Origin of the sequence: Clostridium guangxiense (assembly GCF_021043395.1) — a bacterium.
GTDB lineage: Bacteria > Bacillota > Clostridia > Clostridiales > Clostridiaceae > Clostridium_S > Clostridium_S guangxiense.
Genome location: NZ_JAJNKE010000004.1, coordinates 190,370 through 213,188, shown reverse-complemented (window position 1 = coordinate 213,188; position 22,819 = coordinate 190,370). Strand labels below are relative to the sequence as shown.

The window sequence follows — 22,819 nt, the reverse complement described above, 5'->3', positions numbered from 1 at the left end:
AACCAAAATACATGAATGTGTTAAGCAAAATAAAAATACAATTACTTTTAATAATCTAGAGTTTGCGCGGGAGCGCATATGACTTCAAAAAACCAAAATACATGAATGTGTTAAGCAAAATAAAAATACAATTACTTTTAATAATCTAGAGTTTGCGCGGGAGCGCATATGACTTCAAAAAACCAAAATACATGAATGTGTTAAGCAAAATAAAAATACAATTACTTTTAATAATCTAGAGTTTGCGCGGGAGCGCATATGACTTCAAAAAACCAAAATACATGAATGTGTTAAGCAAAATTAGGAAGTGAAAAAATGATTAGTACAGAGGAACAAAAGGTATATGATATTTTAAATGAACTAAAAATTAAATACATAAGGTATGAACATAAAGCAGTATATACTGTTGAAGAAGCTGATAAATTGGAAATAGATATTAAAGGAAAATGTTGTAAAAACTTATTCTTGAGAAATAGAAAAGGTAATATTCACTATCTTGTGATTTTAGAAGAAACAAAACGTGCAGATTTAAAATTTTTATCAAAACAAATAAACAGTACACAGTTATCATTTGCGTCAGAAGAAAGATTATTTAAACACTTAGGCGTCAAACCTGGATCTGTAACTCCTTTTGGTATAATAAATGATAAAGAAAGTTCTGTTATAATTTTGATAGATAAAGATTTAGTAGGTAAGCATTTTATAAACTTTCATCCCAATGTTAATACAGCAACAATAGGGGTTTTGTATGAGGATTTTGAGAGGTTTATTAAATGGCACAAAAACAAATTTGTTTATGTAGAAAGTTAAACCAGAGTACAAAGTACAATGAAGGTTGATTTTTCTCCGTGAGCGTAGAAAAATCTTAAATTTAATGATTACATAATCGCGCAAAGCATTGCGCTCAGCGAAGCTGATAATATTTAAATTTTAAGATTTGCCTGACGTGAGGAAGGCAAATCCTCCTTCATTGTACTTTGTACTTTGTCAATTGTACTTTGCTTTAAATTTCAATTTATCAGGATGAACTTGGTATTAGCAATTTAAATTTTTCAACTTGTTTATCCAAAGAAGGGGGTTCCATTTTGAAGCCATTACCAGATAGGATTAGACCAGAGAAGTTTGAAGACGTATTTGGTCAAGAACATATACTTGGAGAAGGAAAGATACTCCATAGAATTTTAAAAAGTAAAATGATACCCAACATGATTTTTTATGGTCCACCGGGGACTGGAAAAACTACTGTTGCAAATATAATTGCAAGTAAGACAAATAAAAAATTATATAAGCTTAATGCCACTACAGCATCTTTAAGTGATGTAAAAGAAGTAATAGAAAGTTTAAATACTTTAATGGCAAGAGAAGGGGTACTATTATACCTTGATGAAATCCAAAACTTCAATAAAAAGCAGCAGCAGTTGCTTCTTCAATTTATGGAAAATGGCAGTATTACTTTAATTGCAAGTACAACTGAAAATCCGTATTTTTATGTGTACAATGCCATTTTAAGCCGATCCATAATATTTGAATTTAAACCACTTAAAAATGAGGATATTGTTAAGGCAATGAAAAGAGCTTTAAAAATAGTTCAAAGTGAATTTGAAAGTACGGCTATAAATATAGAGGAAGAAGCTTTAGAATACTGTGCAAATGTAAGCGGAGGAGATATAAGAAAAGCTTTAAATTCTCTTGAAATAGCCATTTTCTCAACTCCAAAGGATGAAGATGGGAATATAAATGTAAATTTAAATATAATGAAAGAGTGTACTCAAAAAAATATATTTAAATATGATAAAAATGGTGACAATCACTATGATATTTTAAGTGCTTTTCAAAAATCAATACGAGGAAGTGATCCTGATGCAGCTTCTTTATATCTTGCTATGCTTATTAAAGGCGGTGACTTAAAGTCAATATGCAGGAGGCTTTTAGTTATTGCAGCGGAGGATATAGGTCTTGCGTATCCACAGGCTATTTCAATAGTAAAGGCATGTACAGATGCAGCACTTGAAATTGGTTTTCCAGAAGCAAGAATTCCACTTTCAGAGGCAACAATACTCCTTGCAACAGCTCCAAAATCAAATTCTGCAATAAAGGCAATAGATTTAGCACTTTCAGAACTTGATAACACCAATATTGGAGAACTTCCAGTGTATCTGCGGGATGGTCATTACGAAGGGGCAAAGGCACTAGGTAGAATGCAAAATTACAAATATCCATATGATTATAAAAATAACTATGTAAAACAGCAGTATTTACCTGATAAGGTTAAGGATAAAAAGTATTATATTTATGGTGAAAACAAGATAGAGCAGGCCTCTAAAAATTATTGGGATAGGATAAAAGGAACAAATAATGAGTGAAGATAATAAGATAAAAATATCAATAAGAAATCTTGTTGAATTTGTAATGAGAAGTGGAAGCATTGATAATAGATTTCAAGGAATGGGAAGAGCTCTAGAAGGAACTAAAATTCATGGAAAATTTCAAAGAGAAAACAAAAAGCTCTATGAGGGCATAGAAAACTGTAAATATTCAAAGGAAGTTTATTTGAAATATGAAACTGAGTATAAAGGAGTAGAGTTCTTAATTGATGGACGTGCAGATGAAATAATAGAGGAAGAAAATAGAGTTGTCATAAATGAAATTAAAAGTACGGGAAGATCACTTGAAGCTATTGAGGAGAATTATAATGAGCTTCATTGGGCTCAGGCAAAGTGCTATGGATATATGTATTCTGAAGAAAATAAAGTGGATAATGTAAATATAAGACTTACATATATAAATGCAGACAGCTACGAAAATAAACAATTTGAAGAAATTATGTCCCATTCTAAACTCCAGGAATATTTTTTTAATATTTTAGATAAATACATAGTATGGGCTCATTTTATACAAGACTGGACATCAAAAAGAAATGCATCTATGAAGGAATTTAAATTTCCCTTTGATGAGTATAGAAATGGTCAAAGAGAACTGGCAGTGCGGGTATATAAAGCTATACAAAAGGATAAAAAAGCATTTATAAAAGCTCCTACGGGTATTGGAAAAACTATGTCAGTTATATTTCCAGCAGTTAAAGCTATGGGAGAAGAAATAAATGAAAGAATTTTTTATTTGACGGCTAAAGGCACAAATGGAAAAGCACCTGAGGATGCACTAGAATTTATGAGGAGTAAGGGACTTAAGGTTAAATCTATTACAGTAACTTCAAAAGAAAAAATATGCTTTAATGATAAGGTTTCCTGTAATCCAGAAGGCTGTGAATTTGCCAGAGGACATTATGACAGGGTAAATGAAGCTATTTTAGACATTATAAATAATGAAGATAATTTTACAAGAGTTGTAATAGAAGAGTATGCAAAAAAGTATAAATTGTGTCCTTTTGAATTTTCTTTGGATTTAACACTTTGGTCGGACATTATAATATGTGATTATAACTATGTATTTGATCCTGCTGTTTATTTAAAGAGATTTTTTTCAGAAAATGGAAGAAATTACACATTTTTAATTGATGAGGCACATAACCTTGTAGATAGGGCAAGAGATATGTATTCAAAGGAGCTTTTAAAAAGTACGGTTATGAGCTTAAAAAAGAATCTCAAGAGTAAAAAAAGCAAAATTTATAAAGTGCTTGATAACATAAATAAAATGTTTATAAGTATAAGGAAATTAGCCGAAGAAAAAAATACTGTAGTTAATAAGGAAATTCCTGATGATCTATTAAGGTACGTATTTAAATTTACAGTAATATGTGAAGAGTGGCTTATTCAAAATTCTAGTGATGAAATATATGAGGATATGCTTCAATTTTATTTTGACTGCATTTCATTTATTAGAATAGCAGAATTTTATGATGATAAATTTGTTTTTTATGGTGAAAAGTCTAAAAATGAATTTAAAATAAAACTTTTTTGCTTAGATCCTTCAAAACTTATTTCAGAGGCTTTAAAGAGAGGGAAAAGTGCTGTATTTTTTTCAGCAACTCTAGAACCCTTGCCATATTATAAAGAAATGTTTGGAGCAGAGGAGGAAGATTATATTATATCCTTAAGGTCTCCCTTTCCGAGTGAAAATAAATGTGTCTTAATTGGAAATAGAATTTCAACTAAATATGTAAATAGGGAAAAAAGTTGTAAAACTATTGCACAATATATAGATGCAATGGTAAGCAGTAAAATTGGAAACTATATGGTTTTTTTTCCTTCCTATAAATATATGAATGAAGTGTATTCCATATTTGCAGAAGAATATAGCCATAATGCTATAGTTCAAGATAGTACTATGGATGAAGAAGCAAGAATAGACTTTATTAATAAATTTAACAACAAGCAAGATGAAGAAGTTATAGGTTTTTGCGTTATGGGAGGAGTTTTTTCTGAAGGCATTGATCTTGCCCATGATAAACTTATTGGGGCTGTAATAGTTGGAGTCGGTCTTCCACAAATATGTATGGAGAGAGATTTAATTAAAGAATATTTCAATAAAAAGAATAATTTCGGATACAAATATGCATATATGTATCCAGGGATAAATAAAGTGCTTCAATCAGCAGGAAGGGTAATACGAACTGAAAATGATAATGGGATTATTATGTTTTTAGATGAAAGGTTTGGTACCAACGAGTATATCAGTTTGCTGAAAAAAGACTACTTTTTTTATCATTATGTTAAAAATAAAGTGGAAATAGAAAAAAATACGAAAAAATTCTGGGAAGACATTTAAAAATGCAAGATTAGTATTGAAAAATTTCATTTTAAGATTATAATAAAAACTATAGCATTTTTCTTAATAAATATACAGGTTATGTTATAAAATATTATAATTTTTTCCGTAATAGAATATAAAATTATATAGATATGTAAGTTAGGGGGCTTGAAAATGATAAAAAGTACGGGGTTACCTGAAAAACAAGGACTCTATGATCCAGCCTTTGAAAGAGATAATTGTGGTATTGGATTCATAGCAAGTATTAAAGGTGAAAAAACTCACAGTATTGTAAAAAAAGGAATTGAGATTTTAGTAAATCTTACACATAGAGGTGCTGTAGGGGCTGATACAAAAACAGGTGATGGTGCTGGAATAATGCTTCAAATTCCAGATGAATTTTTTAGAATTACCTGTGATAATTTAGGTATAGAACTTCCGGAAGAAGGAAAATATGCAGTTGGAATGGTATTTTTACCTAAAGAAATAGCACTCTCAAATCAATGTGAAGGAATTTTAGAAAGAGCAGCTGAAGAAGAAGGACAAAAAGTTTTAGGCTGGAGAGAGGTTCCAAGAGACAATAGATCAATAGGACAAACAGCTAAGGGAAGTGAACCTATTATAAAACAGGTTTTTATAGGCAGCAACTGTGAAAGCCAAGTAGAATTTGAAAGAAAACTCTATATAATAAGAAAAAAATCTGAAAGCGAAGTAAAGAGACTTGTTGAAAGAAGTACTGAATACTTCTATATTTGCAGTCTTTCAAGCCGTACAATAGTGTACAAGGGACTTTTACTTGCAGACCAAATAAAAAGTTTTTATATGGACTTAAATGATATAAACTTTAAAAGTGCTATAGCTTTAGTTCATCAAAGATATAGTACAAATACTTTCCCAACCTGGGATCTTGCACAGCCATTTAGATTTTTAGCTCATAATGGTGAAATTAACACTATAAGAGGAAATAGAAACTGGATGAATGCAAGAGAAGGAGTTTTGAAATCAACTACCTTAGGTAAAGATATTTCAAAACTGTTTCCAATAATAAATCCAAAGGGCAGTGATTCTACTTCTCTTGATAATGTATTTGAACTTCTTGTGGCCGATGGAAGAACACCAGCCGAAGCACTTATGATGCTTATTCCTGAAGCATGGGAAAACAATAAGAAAATGGAAGATTGGAAAAAAGCCTTTTATGAATATCAAGGTACCTTAATAGAGCCATGGGATGGACCAGCAGCAGTTTCCTTTACTGATGGAGTTCAAGTTGGAGCAGTTCTTGACAGAAATGGACTTAGACCTGCTAGATACGTTATAACTAAAGGTGGGGTAGTTGTACTTGCTTCAGAAACAGGAGTTCTTAAGTATGCACCTGAGGAAATAGCTTGCAAGGGAAAACTTCAACCAGGAAAGATGTTTCTCATTGATACTAAAGAGGGAAGAATAATAGATGATTCTGAAATAAAGAAAAAAATCTGCTGCAGCAAAGAATATAAAGAAGTAATAGAAAAAAATAAATTTACACTTAAAGATTTTGCTGCTGCTGAAGTAAATAAAACTAATAATGAAGATGTTTTAAAAGAAAAGCAACAGGCATTTGGATATACTATGGAGGATTTAAAAATTCTTATAGGACCTATGGCGAGGACTGGAAAAGAGCCAGTAGGTTCAATGGGTAATGATGCTCCTCTTGCAGTTTTATCAAATAGACCACAAGTTCTTTTTGCATACTTTAAACAGCTTTTTGCTCAGGTTACAAATCCACCTATTGATCCTATAAGAGAAGAGCTTGTAACTTCACTTAAAAATTATATTGGATCACAAGGAAATATACTCAATAAGGAAGCTTCTGAAAATCCATTTATAGAGATAGAAGAACCAATACTTTCCGATGCGGAAATAAGCAAAATAAAAAATCTTAGAAACAAGGATTTTAGAACTACAACTATACCTATTACTTTTAAATATGATACAGGTGTTGAAGGTTTTAAAGAAGCACTTAAGGGAATATGTGAAAGAGCTTCTCTTAGAATTAAAGAAGGCTTCAATATAATTGTTTTAAGTGATAAAAATATGGATTCCTATGAAGCAGCAATACCTAGTCTTCTTGCAGTTTCAGCAGTACAGCATCATCTTATAAGAGAAAAAACACGTACAAAGGTATCTATTATAGTTGAAACAGGAGAAGCAAGAGAAACAATGCACTTTGCACTTTTAATAGGCTATGGTGCTACAGCAGTTAATCCTTACATTGCTTTTGAAACTATAAGTGAGCTAGTTAAGGAAGATGAAATAGAAGGCGTTGATGAGAAAAAAGCAGTAGCTAACTACTTAAATGCAATAAATCATGGACTTCTTAAGATTTTGTCAAAAATGGGAATATCAACACTTAGAAGTTATCATGGAGCAGAAATTTTTGAAGCAATTGGATTAAACAGCGAATTTACAAATAAATATTTTGAAGGAACTCCTTCTAGAATTGAAGGTATAGGCATAGAAGAAGTTGCTAAAGAAGTGCTTATAAGACACGAAAATGCCTTTAATAAAATAAGAAAGCCTGTTTCTGTACTTGATGTTGGAGGACAGTATAAATGGAGAAAAAGTGGTGAATTCCATCTTTTCAATCCTGAAACAATATATAAACTTCAGGTTTCAGCTAGAAATAAAGACTACAAATTGTTTAAAGAATATACAGGTGCCGTAAATAATCAAGACAAGGAATTATGTACTATAAGAGGATTATTTAAATTTAAGAACTTAAATCCTATTCCAATTGATGAAGTTGAACCTGTAAATGAAATATTAAAGAGATTTTGTTCTGGAGCTATGTCTTTTGGTTCTATAAGCAAAGAGGCACATGAAACAATAGCTATTGCAATGAATAGAATTGGCGGAAAAAGCAACTGTGGAGAAGGCGGAGAAGACAACGAAAGATATAAGAAAGATCCTAATGGAGACTGGAGAAGAAGTGCTATTAAGCAGATAGCTTCTGGTAGATTTGGAGTTACTACAGAGTATCTTGTAAATGCAGATGAACTTCAAATAAAAATGGCTCAGGGTGCAAAACCAGGAGAAGGCGGTCAGCTTCCAGGGAAAAAAGTAGATAAAAATATTGGTAGAGTTAGACACTCAACACCTGGCATAGATCTTATTTCACCACCACCTCACCATGATATATATTCAATTGAAGATTTGGCACAGCTTATATTTGATCTTAAATGTGTAAATCCTTCTTCAAGAGTAAGCGTAAAGCTTGTTTCAGAGGTAGGAGTTGGAACAGTTGCAGCTGGAGTTGCAAAGGCACATGCAGATTCAATACTTATAAGCGGTCATGATGGAGGAACAGGTGCAGCACCATTATCTTCAGTAAAACATGCTGGTATTCCTTGGGAACTTGGATTATCTGAAACTCAACAGGTACTTCTTTTAAACAGCCTTAGAAGTAGAGTTGTACTTCAAACAGATGGACAATTAAAAACAGGAAGAGATGTTGTAGTAGCAGCACTTCTTGGAGCTGAAGAATATGTATTTGCAACAACACTTCTTGTAGTAATGGGATGTACAATGCTTAGAAAATGTCATTCAAATACTTGTGACATGGGAATAGCAACTCAAGATCCTGAGCTTAGAAAGAGATTTAAAGGAAAACCAGAATATATTATTAACTTCCTTACATTTATAGCAGAGGAAGTAAGAGAGTATATGGCTCGACTTGGTTTTAGAAGCATAAATGAGATGATAGGCAGAGTAGATAAATTAGATACTAAGGATGCTGTAACTCATTGGAAAGCAAAGAAATTAGACTTCTCAAATATACTATATAAACCTGATATGCCTAAGAGAATTAAACCTTACTGCACTGTAGCTCAAGATCATGGTCTTGATAAATGCATGGATTACAAGCTTATAGAAGTTGCAAAAGAAGCTCTTAATAACAAGAAGAGTGTAGTTGGAAATTTTGAAATAAAAAATGTAGATAGATCAGTTGGAGCAATGCTCAGTGGCAAGATAGCAAAATTGTATGGTGAAGAAGGACTAGAAGAGGATACTATTAAATATCACTTCACAGGTTCAGCAGGTCAAAGCTTTGGTGCATTTGGCATGAAGGGACTTACACTTGAACTTGAGGGAGATGCAAATGATTATGTAGGAAAAGGTCTTTCTGGTGGAAAGATAATAATAAAAACTCCTAAAGCTGCTACTTATAAGCAGGATGAAAATGTAATAGCTGGAAACACTATTATGTATGGTGCAACAAGCGGAAAAGTATTTATAAATGGACTCGTAGGAGAGCGTTTTGCAGTTAGAAACAGTGGAGCATACGCTGTTGTTGAAGGTGTAGGAGATCACGGCTGCGAATACATGACTGGCGGCGCAGTTGTTGTTATAGGTAAAACTGGCAGAAACTTTGCAGCTGGTATGAGCGGTGGACTTGCTTTTATACTTGATGAAGATGGTGACTTTGCTTCAAAATGTACTAATGAAATTATTGAAATTACACCTGTAGATGACGCTGAAGATGAGAAAATGTTATATGACTTTATAAAAGAACATTACGATTATACTGAAAGTGTTAAAGCTAAAGATATTCTTGATAATTGGGATGAATATAAGTCAAAGTTCAAGAGAGTCATACCTACAGCTTATAAGCTTATTTTAGAAGCGGACAGACAAAAATCTGTGGCAGCAGACATGTAGTGGGAGGTGCAGAGATGGGAAAATTAACTGGATTTAAAGAATATAAAAGAGAAGTTTCTATTAAACGTCCTGTAAATGTAAGAATAAAGGATTATAAAGAAGTATATGAAAGACTAAATGAGGATGGCATTAAAACTCAAGCAGCAAGATGTATGGATTGCGGTATACCTTTTTGCTCATGGGGATGTCCACTTGGAAATTTAGTACCTGATTTTAATGATATGATATATAAAAATGAATGGAAAAAGGCTTATGAGAGAATTTCTCTCACAAGCAACTTCCCAGAATTTACAGGAAGAGTTTGCCCTGCACTATGTGAAGGTTCTTGTACTCTTGGCTCAAATTCTGACTCTGTTTCCGTTGAAGAAATAGAGTATGCAATAATTGAAAGAGCATATAAAGAAGGTTGGGTTAAGGTGCAGCAGCCAAAGGTTAGAACTGGAAAGAAGGTAGCTGTTATAGGTTCAGGCCCAGCAGGACTTGCAGCAGCAGCAGAACTTAATTCTGTTGGTCATTCTGTAACTGTATTTGAAAGAGCTGACCAAATTGGAGGACTTTTAAGATATGGTATTCCAGATTTTAAGCTTGAAAAGCATGTTATAGATAGAAGAATAGATATAATGGAGAAGTCTGGTATAGAGTTTAAAACATCTGTGAATGTTGGACTTGATGTGGACATAAAAGATATATTTGATAAATTTGATAGTGTGCTTTTAACTGGAGGTTCTACTATACCAAGAAATTTAAAAGTTGAAGGAAGAGAACTTGATGGAATTCACTTTGCTGTAGATTACTTAAAGCAGCAGAATATGCGAAACGCAGGAATTAAAATAGATGGTGAAGAAATTAATGCAAAGGACAAGGTTGTTGTAGTTGTAGGTGGTGGAGATACAGGTTCTGACTGTATAGGAACAGCTATAAGGCAGGGAGCTAAAAAGGTATTACAGTATGAAATAATGCCTAAGGCACCAATTAAAAGAGACAAAACTATGCCATGGCCGCTTTTCCCTAGAACCTTTAAAACAACATCTTCTCATGAAGAAGGCTGTGTAAGGGAATTTTGTGTTTCAACTAAAAAGGTTGAGGGCAAGGATGGACATATCGATACTCTGCATGGCATTAGGGTAGAATGGAAGAAAGATGATACTGGAAGAATGACTATGACAGAAGTACCTGGCAGTGAATTTTCAGAGCATGTTGATTTAATACTCATAGCAATGGGCTTTGTACATCCTCAACATGAAGGAATTATAAATGACCTTAGCTTAAAGCTTGATGGAAGAGGAAATGTTCTTACAGATGAAAATCATATGACTAGTGTAAAAAAAGTATTTTCTGCTGGTGATATGAGAACTGGACAATCACTTGTAGTTCGTGCAATGCACGATGGTAGACAGGCAGCAAAAGCTATAGATGAATATTTAATGGGTGAGACTTCACTTATGGGATAGGAAATTTAGGAGAGCGGTAAGTTAGGCTCTCCTAAGTTTTTTAATGTGGAGGAAAAGATTATTTTAGAGTACAGAGTACAGATGACAGAGTACAGTGAAGGATGATTTTTCTCCGCTATGCTACGAAAAACCTGAAACTTAATGCTGCGCATGGCATAAATATAATGTCAGCGAAGCGGACATTATTAAGTTCTAAGATTTACCTAAGAGAAACGAAAGGTAAATCCACCTTCATTGTACTCTGTTTTTATAGTTGACAAAAACACTCGGATTTGATATTATAAATTATATTATAGAAAATTTTCCCGTTTTAAAGGAAGTGAGTTAATGAAACTGTCTACTAAAGGACGATATGGTGTTAAAGCGATGGTAGATTTGGCACTTCACTGTAACAGCGAACCAGTTTCAATAAAAAGTATTTCAGAAAGACAAGCTATATCAGAGGCTTACTTAGAGCAACTTTTTGCCCCTTTAAGAAAGGCAAAGTTGATTAAAAGTATAAGAGGTGCTCAAGGAGGCTATGTGCTTGGAAAAGATCCTAAAGATATATTTATTTCTGATATTTTAGATGTCTTAGAGGGACCTATAGAAGTATCAGAATGCGTTGAGGAAGAAGGAATATGTGGTAACAGCAATTCATGTCCTACAAGGTTGTTATGGGTCAAAATTAAAGAAAGCATAGATCATGTTACTAATACTATTAGTTTACAAGATATGATAGATGATTATAATGGTATAAAAACGAATGAGGAAAAATAAAAAGCAGAGACTTAGAAGGGTCTCTGCTTTTTTGAATGCAATTAAAACAGAGAACAGAGTACAAAGTACAGAGTACAGTGAAGGATGACTTTTCTCCGCTATGCTGCAAAAAATCTAAAATTTAATGCTTGCGCATGGGGTAAAATATAGTGTTCAGCGCAGATGAAACTATTAAGTTCTAAGATTTACCTGAGAGAAACGAAAGGTAAATCCACATTCATTGTACTCTGTGCTCTGTACTTTGTACTCTATTTGTAATATTTTTAAGCGGAAAAATTAAATTACAAGTATATCCTTAAAAAAAAGGGGTTAACCTACAATTAGGGTGATTTTTATGATGAGAAGTAGAGATTTTATGTTTGCAAATGCATACTCTGTAGACGGTAAAAGGATAGGGAGAATAGAAGACTTATTGCTAAATTTTAATGACGGTACTATTGAGGGATTTAGAATAAATAAGGGTAGTATATTTAACAAAAGTATTTGTATTAGTAAAGATAATGTTATATGCATTAGCTCAAAACTTATAGTTAGGGAAGAAGAATTTAGAGGAGAATTTGTTGAGTTTAAAAATATAAAGGGTATGGAGACTATAAATGTTGATGGGCTTATACTTGGGGTTGTAGAGGAAATAATATTTGATGAAATGAATCTTAAAATCAAAGGTCTTATTATATCAAAAGGCATTTTTGACAATATAATATCTGGTAAGAAAATTATTTTGCAAGGAAACTATATAATAGGGAAAAATAATTTACTTTGTCTTGCTAAACAAGAAAAATTTAATTTTGTAAGGATATTTCATAATATTGCAATGGAAGTTGATAAAAATGAAAAAAATATATAAATACATAATAGCGATAGTATTAATTATAATTATTTTAATTGTACTTAGTAAAATTAAAATATTTAAAACAGTATTTTATTTAGTTCTTCTAAGTTTTATTATGGCATATTTATTAAAACCAATACACTTAATTTTAATAAATAGAGGGGTAAATAAAAAAGTTTCTGCACTGTTTCTTGTAAGTGTTATGATAATTACCATTTTAGGCTTTATAGTTTTTCTTATTCCATCAATATTGAAAGAGACGCTAACTGTTGATGTTACGAGATCAGAGATAAAAAATTACATTGAAAAAATACAGAATTTTGTGAAGCCATTGTCTAAAAGTTCACCTGGAGACAATTTAGTCATAAGTATATATGACAAATTTAATTATGAACTTAAAATTATAATAAATAAAATAGTAAATTTAGTTCTTATAATTTGTCAAAATGCATTGGATGCTACAATATTCCCAATAATATCATATTACTTTTTAGCTGATTGGGATGAAATAAGAAAAGGAGTAATAAAAATTGTCCCTTATAAATATAGAAATGTAGTAAAAAAAATAGCCTATGATGTTGATATTATTTTAAGCAAATATACTATATGTCAACTTGCATTGTGCACATTTATAGGTATACTTACATTTATTATACTGAGTATTCTGAAGGTAAATTATCCTATTTTACTATCTATAATAAATGGACTATTCAATATAATACCGTATTTTGGACCTATATTTGGTGCAATACCCTCCATAATAGTAGCGCTTTTGATTTCACCTAGAAAGGCAATTTATACAGCAATAGCACTTTATTTAATTCAAATTATAGAGGGAAATATTATTTCTCCTAAAATGACAGGAGACTCAGTTGATATGCATCCACTTGTTGTAATAATACTACTAATAATTGGAGAAAAACTTGGAGGTTTTGTTGGAATGGTTTTAGTTATTCCAGCAGCAGTTATAGTAAGGGTGATTTATGAGGACTTAAATTATTATTTATTTTAGCTGTTAAAACTATTTTGCTTGACAATGCATTAAATATTAACTATAATTTATTTGTCTTTTTAAATATAGTGAAGCGATGATAAGAATTAGTAAATATGTCTTAATATTTAGAGAAAAAGTGGTTGGTGAAAACTTTTTATTTGGCATTTTGAAGCTGTCTTTGAGCTATTTGTTAATATAAGTGGCACATATGTGTAATTAGGGTGGTACCGCGGAAATTTGGCTTTCGTCCCTTCGTTTGAAGGATGAGGGCTTTTTGTTTTACATAGAATTTTAAAAAATATTTGGAGGAGATACATAATGAAATATATGGGGTTAAATGATATTAGAGAAGCATATTTAAGTTTTTTTGAAAGTAAAGGACATCTAAGGCTTCCAAGTTTTTCACTTGTTCCTAATAACGATAAAAGTTTATTACTAATTAATGCAGGAATGACACCTTTAAAGCCATATTTTACAGGACTTCAAGTTCCACCTAGAAAAAGAGTAACCACTTGCCAAAAGTGCGTAAGAACAGGGGATATAGAAAATGTAGGAAAGACTGCAAGACATGCTACTTTCTTTGAGATGTTAGGTAATTTTTCTTTTGGAGACTATTTTAAAAATGAAGTTATTCCATGGGCTTGGGAGTTTATAACTGAAGTCTTGGAATTGCCAAAGGATAGATTATATATAACTATTTATCTTGATGATGATGAAGCTTTTAAAATATGGACTGAAAAAGCAGGAGTAGATCCTAAGAGAATATTTAGACTTGGAAAAGAAGATAACTTTTGGGAACATGGTTCCGGCCCATGCGGACCTTGCTCTGAAATACATTTTGATAGAAAAGGCGGAAAAACTGTAGAAACTATTGAAGAATTTGTAAAGGCACAAGACGAAGATAGAATAATAGAATTTTGGAATCTTGTTTTTACACAATTTGATAAGGATGAAGAAGGAAACTATAATAAACTTTTAAACCCTAATATAGATACAGGTATGGGACTTGAAAGAATGGCAACTATAATGCAGGGAACAAACACTATATTTGAAGTTGATACTATGAAAAATATATTAAATGAAGTTGCAAAAGTATCAAATGCAAAATATGGTGAAGATGACAAGAAAGATCTTTCAATCAGGATTATAACTGATCATGTTAGAAGTGTTACATTCATGATAAGCGATGGAATATTGCCATCAAATGAAGGAAGAGGATATGTTCTTAGAAGACTTTTAAGAAGAGCTTCAAGACATGGTAAAGCACTTGGAATTAATAAAGCATTTTTATGTGATATTTGTAAAGTTGTAATAGAGGATTCAAAAGGTGCTTATCCTGAACTTGCAGAAAAGAAGGATTATATAAAGAAAGTAATACAACTTGAAGAAGAAAGATTCTCTCAAACTATAGACAGTGGTATTCAAATACTTAAGGAATATGTAGATGAGATTGGAAAAGAAGATAAAGTTTTAGATGGAGCTAAGGCATTTAAGCTTTATGATACTTACGGTTTCCCAGTTGAACTTACAGAAGAAATACTTGAAGAAAAAGGAATCAAAGTCGATAGAGATGGTTTTGATAGAGAAATGCAGCTTCAAAGAAAAAGAGCAAGAGAAGCAAGAGAAGAATCAAACTATATGGGTAAGGACATAAAAACTATAGATAAGATAGATTCTACTGTAGAGACTGTTTTTACAGGATATGATTCTTTGGAGAGCACTTCAAAGGCTGATATCTTAATAAAAGATGAAGAAATGGTTGAAATATTGAATGCAGGAGAAACAGGAGCAGTAGTTGTTTCCAAAACGCCTTTTTATGCTGAAATGGGTGGTCAAATAGGTGACACAGGAGCAATTATAGGAAAGCATGGTGAAGCAAAAGTTGTTGACTGTAGGAAAAATATATCTGGTAAAACAATTCAATTTGTTGAAATTTTAAGTGGATATATCGAAAAAGGTGAAGAGGTTCAATTAAAAGTTAATAAAAATAGAAGAGAAAATATAGCAAAGAACCATACAGCAACTCATATGCTTCAGGAAGCTTTAAAGTCAGTGCTTGGAGATCATGTACATCAATCAGGTTCTTATGTTGATGATGAAAAATTAAGATTTGATTTTACTCATTTTACAGGGGTTACCGATAAAGAACTTGTAGAAGTAGAGAGAATAGTAAATAAAGAAATAATGAAAATTTACGATGTTAATACTGATGTAATGACTCTTGAAGAAGCTAAGAAAACTGGTGCAACTGCTTTATTTGATGATAAATATGGTGAAAGTGTAAGGGTTGTTTCAGTTGGCGATTTCAGCAAGGAATTTTGTGGTGGTACTCATGTAAAAAATAGTGGGGAAATAGGATTATTTAAAATAGTATCTGAAAGTGGAGTTGCAGCAGGCATAAGAAGAATAGAGGCTGTGACTGGAATTACTGCTGTTGAATACGTAGAAGAAAAAGAAAATTTAATAAGAAGCATAGAAAATGAATTTAAATGTTCAGATAAGGATATAATAAATAAAATAGAGCAGCAAGTATCAGAAATTAAGGCAAAAGAAAAAGAAATAGCTGCACTTAAATCAAAACTTGCTGGTGGAGCTGAAGATGAAATACTTAAAGCCTTAGATAATGTCAAAGATGTTAAATATGCTGCTTATTATGTAAAAGATATTGATTCAAATTCATTAAGAGAACTATGTGATAAGGTTAGAAGCAAGATCGGAGAAGGTGTAGTTCTTCTCGGAACTTCAAGCGAGAATAAGGTTCAATTAGTAGCTATGGCTAGTAAAGGAGCAGTATCGAGAGGAGTTCACTGTGGTAAACTCATAAAAGAAGTTGCAAATATTTGTGGTGGAAATGGAGGAGGAAGACCTGATATGGCTCAAGCAGGTGGAAAATCTCCTGAAAAATTAGAATTTGCACTTAGTGAAGCAAAAAAAGTACTGGAAAAATTAGTAAAGTAGTATACAATTACTATAATATGATTTATAATAATATTAAAGCACAAGTTTATTACTAATTAAAAAGGGGTGAATATGTAAAATGGGGAATATAAATAACGACGATACTATAGAATTTGATGTACTAAAAAATAAAAAGGATCTCACAAAAGCAATTTTAAGTGAAGTATATAAAGCATTAAAAGAAAAAGGATACAATCCGGTAGACCAATTGGTTGGATATTTGATATCCGGTGACCCTACTTACATAACTAACTACAATGGTGCACGTGCTTTAGTTAGAAAATTAGAGAGAGATGAAATACTAGAAGAAGTTTTGAAATCTTATCTTGATGTTTAAATAAAAGTGCCCTTTTAGGGCATTTTTGTTTTATGATTAAGTTGATTTGTCTAAAAATGCATCAAAGTAGAGTTAGTTTTGTTACGTTATTATAATTTAAGGAGTTATTAAATGAGGATACTTGGAATAGATGTTGGAGATAGAACAATAGGTATGGCAATAAGTGATCCACTTGGTTTTACCGCTCAAGGTATAGGAACAATAAGAAGGAAAAATGAACAATACGATATTGATGAACTAAAAAAAGTTTGTGATAATTATAATGTTGATACCATAGTATGTGGACTCCCTAAAAACATGAATGGTACTGTAGGACCACAAAGCGAAAAGGTATTAGCATTTTGTGAAATAATAAAGGAAGTTATTAAGCTTCCAATAAAAATGTGGGATGAAAGACTTACAACTGTTGCAGCCAATAGAGCTATGCTTGAAGCAGATTTATCAAGGGCTAAAAGAAAAAAAATAGTTGATAAGGTCGCAGCTACATATATTTTACAAGGATATTTAGATAGCATATATAAAAGTCAAATTTGACAAAATCTTATTTGAAATCTAAAATATAATATTATACTGGAGGATTTAATCATATGGAAAATGATGTAGATAAAATAACTCTTTTGGATGAAGATGGAAAAGAAAACACCTTTGAAGTTGTAACTAAAATGGATATTGAAGATAATGAATATGTAATTGTTATCCCTGAAAATGCTCCTGAAGATTCAGAAGCTATAATACTAAAAATAGATAAAGATGAAAATGGCGATGATATTTTATTTACAGTTGAAGATGATGATGAATTTAAAATAGTATCAGAAGCATATGAAGCTTTATTTTCTGGAGATTCAGAATAGTGTATGTTTATTTAACTTTTTGAAATGGGTGATAAAAATGAATGTAATGTCTCCAACAGAGATTGAAAAGCTTAAGAACAATCTTAAAGATAAAGGCTATAAACTAACTCCTCAAAGGAGAGCGGTTTTAGATATAATAATAAAGAATGAAGGTAAACACCTTACAGTTGAGGAATTATATGATCTAGTTAAAGTTGAGTGTCCTGAAATTGGTCTTGCAACTGTTTATAGAACCATACAACTTCTGGAAGATATAGGAGTTGTTTCTAAACTTGAGCTAAATGACGGATGCAGTAGATATGAACTGGTTCATGGAAGTGAAATTCATCAACACCACCATTTAATTTGTACTAATTGTGGCAAGGTAATGGAAGTGCAAGGAGATTTATTAGAAAGCTTAGAAGAAAAAATAGAAAAGCAATATGATTTCCTTGTTAAAAACCACAGTGTTAAATTTTATGGTTTATGTAGTGATTGCAGAAAGAAGCTGTAAATTTCAAACAATTTATAGTTGATATAAAATATAAAAAAGAAGGAGGGGAGAACCACGCGAAGAGAAAAAGATAAAATAAAAATAATTCCCCTTGGTGGTGTAAATGAAATAGGTAAGAACTTAACGGTTATTGAATATAGAAATGAAATAGTCGTTATAGACTGCGGCCTTAAGTTTCCAGATGAAGAGATGTTTGGTATAGATATTGTAATACCAGATATCAGTTATTTGATTAAAAATGCAGAAAAAGTAAAGGGGATATTTTTAACACATGGGCATGAAGATCATATTGGTGCGCTTCCATATGTGTTAAGAGATTTAAATGTTCCGGTATATGGTACAAAGCTTACTATAGGAATAGTTGAAACAAAACTTAAGGAACATAACTTGCTCGGCAGTGTAGATTTAAAGGTTATTAAGGCTAGAGATATAGTTAAGCTTGATAATATGTCCGTTGAATTTATAAGGCAAAGCCATAGTATTGCTGATTCTGTAGCCATAGCTATTCACACACCAATGGGGGTCGTTCTTCACACTGGGGATTTTAAAATCGATTATACTCCTATAGATGGATGTGTTGCTGATTTTGCACGTTTTGCAGAACTTGGCAAAAAAGGAGTATTAGCAATGATGTGCGACAGTACAAATGTTGAAAGGCCAGGATATACGAGAACTGAACGTACGGTGGGGGAGACATTCAATAATATATTTGCAAAAACTAAGGGCAGAATTATTATTGCTACGTTTGCTTCAAATATTCATAGAATACAGCAAATAGTTGAAGCTGCTGAAAAGTTTGACAGAAAAGTTGCTGTTTCAGGAAGAAGTATGGAAAATATTGTAGCAGTTGCTATAGAACTTGGATACCTCAAAGTTAATGAAGGTGTTGTTATAGGAGTTGAGGCAATAAATAGATATCCAGATGATAAAATTGTGATTATAACAACAGGAAGTCAAGGAGAGCCAATGTCAGCACTTTCAAGAATGGCAGCTTCAGAACATAAGAAGGTAACTATTCAAGACGGGGATACTGTAATAATATCTGCTAACCCTATTCCTGGAAATGAAAAGTTAGTTTCAAGGGTTATAAATCAGCTGTTTAAAAAAGGTGCAGATGTTATTTATGAAGGACTTGCAGATGTACATGTTTCTGGTCATGCATGTCAAGAAGAATTGAAAATGATGCATACGCTTATAAAACCAAGATTTTTTATTCCTGTTCATGGTGAGTATAGACACCTTAAGCAGCATGCAGAACTTGCAGTAAGTTTAGGTATGCCAAGACAAAATATTGTACTTTCAGATAATGGTGATGTTATAGAGGTAACAAGAGACAGTATAAAGAAAAGTGGTACAGTAGTTTCAGGTCAAGTTTTTGTAGATGGGCTCGGCGTTGGAGATGTTGGTAATATTGTTTTGAGAGATAGAAAGCATTTATCTCAGGATGGCATATTGACTGTTGTGGTTACCATAGAAAAGGAAAGTGGAAGTGTTATTGCTGGACCAGATATCATTTCAAGAGGATTTGTTTATGTAAGAGAATCTGAAGATTTAATGGATCAGGCAAGAGAACTTGTAAAAAATGCTCTTAAAGAGTGTGAAGATAACCACATTAAAGAATGGGCTACAATTAAGTCAAATGTTAAAGAAGTTTTAAGAGGTTTCTTGTATGAAAAAACTAAGAGGAAACCAATGATATTACCTATTATAATGGAAATATAACCCTTTGAGTTAAATAATATTATGAATTTGACATTTTAGCATAGTAATATTAAAATAAATTGGGTACTATTAAGTAGCCAATTTATTTTTATGATATTTAAAGTTAATATTTTATCAATATATGGAGGAAAAGAAATGGAAAAGTTTACCAGAGAAGATATAAGAAATGTTGCAATAATCGCGCACGTTGACCACGGTAAAACAACTCTTGTAGATGCATTATTGAGACAAAGTCATATATTTAGAAGTAATGAAAAAGTTCAGGAAAGAGTTATGGATTCTAATGATCTTGAAAAGGAAAGAGGAATAACAATACTTTCTAAGAATACATCTGTAATGCATAAAGGAGTTAAAATAAATATAGTTGATACTCCAGGTCATGCTGATTTTGGTGGAGAAGTTGAACGTGTTCTTAAGATGGTGGACAGCGTACTTTTATTAGTAGATGCTTTTGAAGGTCCTATGCCACAGACAAAATTTGTATTAAAGAAAGCATTAGAACTTGGATTAAAGCCAATTGTTGTAGTTAATAAAATTGATAAGCCAAATGCAAGACCAGCTCAAGTTTTAGATGAGATATTTGATTTATTTGTAGAACTTGGAGCAAATGATGAACAGCTTGAATTCCCTATTGTTTATGCATCAGCAAAGGCTGGAATTGCAAAGTATGAGCTTGAGGATGATAATAATACAATGGAGCCAATATTTGAAACAATAATAAAACATGTAGCTCCACCTGAAGGATATTTGGATGAACCTATGCAGATGCTTGTTTCAACAATCGATTCAAATGAATATGTTGGAAGAATAGCTATAGGAAAAGTTGAAAGAGGTACTATTAAAAAGAATCAACAGGCTGTCTTAATAAGAAGAGATGGGGCACAAGAAAATGTAAAAATTTCTAGCTTATTTGTTTATGAAGGTTTAAAAAGAGTGGAAGCATCAGAAGTAAAACTTGGAGATATAGCTGTTGTTTCGGGAATACCAGATGTTAATATAGGAGAAACAATTGCGGATACTTCAAGACCTGAAGCACTACCTTTTATAGATATTGATGAACCTACACTTAGTATGTATTTTATGGTAAATGATTCTCCTTTTGCAGGCAAGGAAGGTGAATTTATAACTTCTAGACATATAAGAGATAGACTAACAAAAGAGCTTGAAACAAATGTAAGCTTAAGAGTTGAAGAAACTGATTCGCCTGATAAATTTAAAGTCAGTGGAAGAGGAGAACTTCATCTTTCAATATTAATAGAAACTATGAGAAGAGAAGGATTTGAGTTTCAAGTTTCAAAACCAATGGTAATATACAAAGAAGAAAATGGAAAGAAGCTTGAGCCAATAGAATATCTTACAATAGATGTGCCAGAAGAATTTATGGGTGTTGTAATGGAAAAGCTTGGACCTAGAAAAGCAGAACTTGTTAATATGACATCTGCAATAAATGGTTATACAAGACTTGAATTTAAAATACCATCAAGAGGTTTAATTGGTTTTAAAAATGAGTTTATGACAGACACTAAAGGAAATGGTATAATGAACTCGGTTTTAGATGATTATGAGCCATATAAAGGAGATATTCCTGGAAGATCAAGAGGATCAATTGTTTCCTTCGATACAGGAACATCAGTAGCTTATGGATTGTTTAGTGCTCAGGACAGAGGAAAGCTATTTATAGGAGCAGGCGTTGAAACGTATGAAGGAATGATAGTTGGAGAATGTTCAAGGGCAGAAGATTTGGAAGTTAATGTATGTAAGAAGAAACATCTTTCAAACTGTAGATCATCAGGTGCAGATGAATCCTTAAAGCTTGTACCACCACCAGATATGACTTTGGAGAAATGCCTTGAATTCATTGCAGCAGATGAATTTGTAGAAGTTACACCTAAAAGTATTAGAATGAGAAAGAAGATATTGGATACTAATCTTAGAAGAAAAAACAGAGGAAAATAGAGAACCATAATTAAGGGGAATGGGTTTATGGAAAATAAGAAATTATTTATTAAAAGAAAAATTTCTATTTTAATTTGTTGTCTGATTGTTATTTTAGTTTTATTATCATATTTAAATTCTGTAATACGAAATCCGTTTAAGATAAATAATAAGTATAGATTTGAAGTTAAAAAAGATGATAACTTATATAAAATAATAGATTCGTTGGATAAGAATAATTTAATTAAAAACAAGTTCTTTCTTAAGGCATATGTTAAATACAAAAAATTTCCCGGTGAAATTAAACCGGGATTTTATTCAATAAAAGCTGGAGAAAATATAGATTCGCTTGTAAATGACATGAAAAATGGAATTTTTGATGACACATATATAAGGGTGACAATGCCGGAAGGATTTCAAATAACGCAGATGGCAAGTTTGCTAGAGAAAAAGGGAGTAATATCAAGTGATAAGTTTTTAAAAGCATGTCAAGAATATACTATTCCTAGTTACATAAAAAATGATAATAAAAGAAAGTATAAACTTGAAGGCTATCTTTTCCCGGATACTTATGAATTCAAAAAAAACATGACAGGAAAAGAAATAATAGACATTATGCTTGAAAGATTTAAATCAGTGATTACTGGTATTAAAAAGGAGTCTGGAACTAAAATAAATGATATTGATAGGATAATAACAATGGCTTCAATTGTAGAACGTGAAGCAGAGGTTCAGAAAGAAAGAGCAGTAATTTCATCGGTTTTCTATAATAGAATGAGGCTCAATATGAAGCTTCAATCCTGTGCTACTGTAGAATATGCTCTTGGCTATCATAAAGATAAACTTACATATAATGATCTTAAAATAAATTCTACTTATAATACATATCTTGTAGATGGTATGCCAGAAGGGCCTATATGTTCTCCAGGTAAGGCTTCAATAATTGCAGCAATTAATCCTAAAAATACAGATTATATTTATTTTGTATCCCAAAATGATGGAACACATTTTTTCACAAAAGATTACAAAGAATTTTTAAAGATTAAAGAAAAAACTCAGGGATTTTAATTTTGGAGGAATTC

16 protein-coding genes and 1 other annotated feature are annotated in these 22,819 nt (G+C 31.8%); all 16 genes read left to right on the top strand.

The window, feature by feature from the left end; translation table 11 throughout:
- Window positions 1-315: 315 nt before the first annotated feature.
- The 16 genes from LQK79_RS05230 to mltG all read left to right on the top strand — a co-directional run bounded on the left by LQK79_RS05230 (window position 316) and on the right by mltG (window position 22,805).
- A complete protein-coding gene (locus LQK79_RS05230; protein ID WP_269144055.1) occupies window positions 316-810 on the top strand; it encodes a prolyl-tRNA synthetase associated domain-containing protein in 495 nt (164 codons plus the stop codon).
- A 275-nt stretch (window positions 811-1,085) separates the two neighbouring features.
- The gene (locus LQK79_RS05225; RefSeq protein WP_231015777.1) at window positions 1,086-2,363 is read left to right on the top strand and encodes a replication-associated recombination protein A; all 1,278 of its coding nucleotides are present in this window, start codon (window positions 1,086-1,088) and stop codon (window positions 2,361-2,363) included.
- Entirely contained in the window at window positions 2,356-4,725 is a 2,370-nt protein-coding gene (locus LQK79_RS05220; RefSeq protein WP_231015776.1) for an ATP-dependent DNA helicase, read from the top strand. The genes LQK79_RS05225 and LQK79_RS05220 overlap by 8 nt, the downstream gene beginning before the upstream one ends.
- A 156-nt stretch (window positions 4,726-4,881) precedes the next feature.
- On the top strand, window positions 4,882-9,405 hold the full coding sequence (gene gltB, locus LQK79_RS05215) for a glutamate synthase large subunit (protein WP_231015775.1): 4,524 nt from the start codon (window positions 4,882-4,884) through the stop codon (window positions 9,403-9,405).
- Window positions 9,406-9,419: 14 nt separating this feature from the next.
- Window positions 9,420-10,856 carry a glutamate synthase subunit beta gene (locus LQK79_RS05210; protein ID WP_231015774.1) on the top strand — a complete coding sequence of 479 codons (1,437 nt, stop codon included), beginning with the start codon at window positions 9,420-9,422 and terminating at the stop codon, window positions 10,854-10,856.
- 327 nt (window positions 10,857-11,183) lie between these two features.
- On the top strand, window positions 11,184-11,615 hold the full coding sequence (locus tag LQK79_RS05205) for an RrF2 family transcriptional regulator (RefSeq protein ID WP_053241222.1): 432 nt from the start codon (window positions 11,184-11,186) through the stop codon (window positions 11,613-11,615).
- A gap of 334 nt (window positions 11,616-11,949) precedes the next feature.
- Window positions 11,950-12,462, top strand: coding sequence for a PRC-barrel domain-containing protein (locus LQK79_RS05200; protein WP_231015773.1), 513 nt, complete (start codon window positions 11,950-11,952; stop codon window positions 12,460-12,462).
- Entirely contained in the window at window positions 12,446-13,459 is a 1,014-nt protein-coding gene (locus tag LQK79_RS05195; RefSeq protein ID WP_231015772.1) for an AI-2E family transporter, read from the top strand. The genes LQK79_RS05200 and LQK79_RS05195 overlap by 17 nt, the downstream gene beginning before the upstream one ends.
- A gap of 67 nt (window positions 13,460-13,526) precedes the next feature.
- Window positions 13,527-13,696, top strand: a binding site (T-box leader).
- 63 nt (window positions 13,697-13,759) lie between these two features.
- Window positions 13,760-16,399, top strand: coding sequence for an alanine--tRNA ligase (gene alaS, locus LQK79_RS05190; RefSeq protein WP_231015771.1), 2,640 nt, complete (start codon window positions 13,760-13,762; stop codon window positions 16,397-16,399).
- Between the two features lie 79 nt (window positions 16,400-16,478).
- The gene (locus LQK79_RS05185) at window positions 16,479-16,736 is read left to right on the top strand and encodes an IreB family regulatory phosphoprotein (RefSeq protein ID WP_053241221.1); all 258 of its coding nucleotides are present in this window, start codon (window positions 16,479-16,481) and stop codon (window positions 16,734-16,736) included.
- A gap of 111 nt (window positions 16,737-16,847) precedes the next feature.
- Window positions 16,848-17,270: a Holliday junction resolvase RuvX gene (ruvX, locus tag LQK79_RS05180; protein ID WP_053241220.1), complete on the top strand. Its 423-nt coding sequence runs from the start codon at window positions 16,848-16,850 to the stop codon at window positions 17,268-17,270.
- A gap of 53 nt (window positions 17,271-17,323) precedes the next feature.
- Window positions 17,324-17,587: a DUF1292 domain-containing protein gene (locus LQK79_RS05175; protein WP_053241219.1), complete on the top strand. Its 264-nt coding sequence runs from the start codon at window positions 17,324-17,326 to the stop codon at window positions 17,585-17,587.
- 37 nt (window positions 17,588-17,624) lie between these two features.
- A complete protein-coding gene (locus LQK79_RS05170; protein ID WP_053241218.1) occupies window positions 17,625-18,080 on the top strand; it encodes a Fur family transcriptional regulator in 456 nt (151 codons plus the stop codon).
- Between the two features lie 30 nt (window positions 18,081-18,110).
- Entirely contained in the window at window positions 18,111-19,802 is a 1,692-nt protein-coding gene (locus LQK79_RS05165) for a ribonuclease J (protein WP_053241217.1), read from the top strand.
- Window positions 19,803-19,937: 135 nt separating this feature from the next.
- Window positions 19,938-21,758: a translational GTPase TypA gene (typA, locus tag LQK79_RS05160; protein ID WP_053241216.1), complete on the top strand. Its 1,821-nt coding sequence runs from the start codon at window positions 19,938-19,940 to the stop codon at window positions 21,756-21,758.
- Between the two features lie 27 nt (window positions 21,759-21,785).
- The gene (gene mltG / locus LQK79_RS05155; protein ID WP_053241215.1) at window positions 21,786-22,805 is read left to right on the top strand and encodes an endolytic transglycosylase MltG; all 1,020 of its coding nucleotides are present in this window, start codon (window positions 21,786-21,788) and stop codon (window positions 22,803-22,805) included.
- Window positions 22,806-22,819 lie beyond the last annotated feature (14 nt).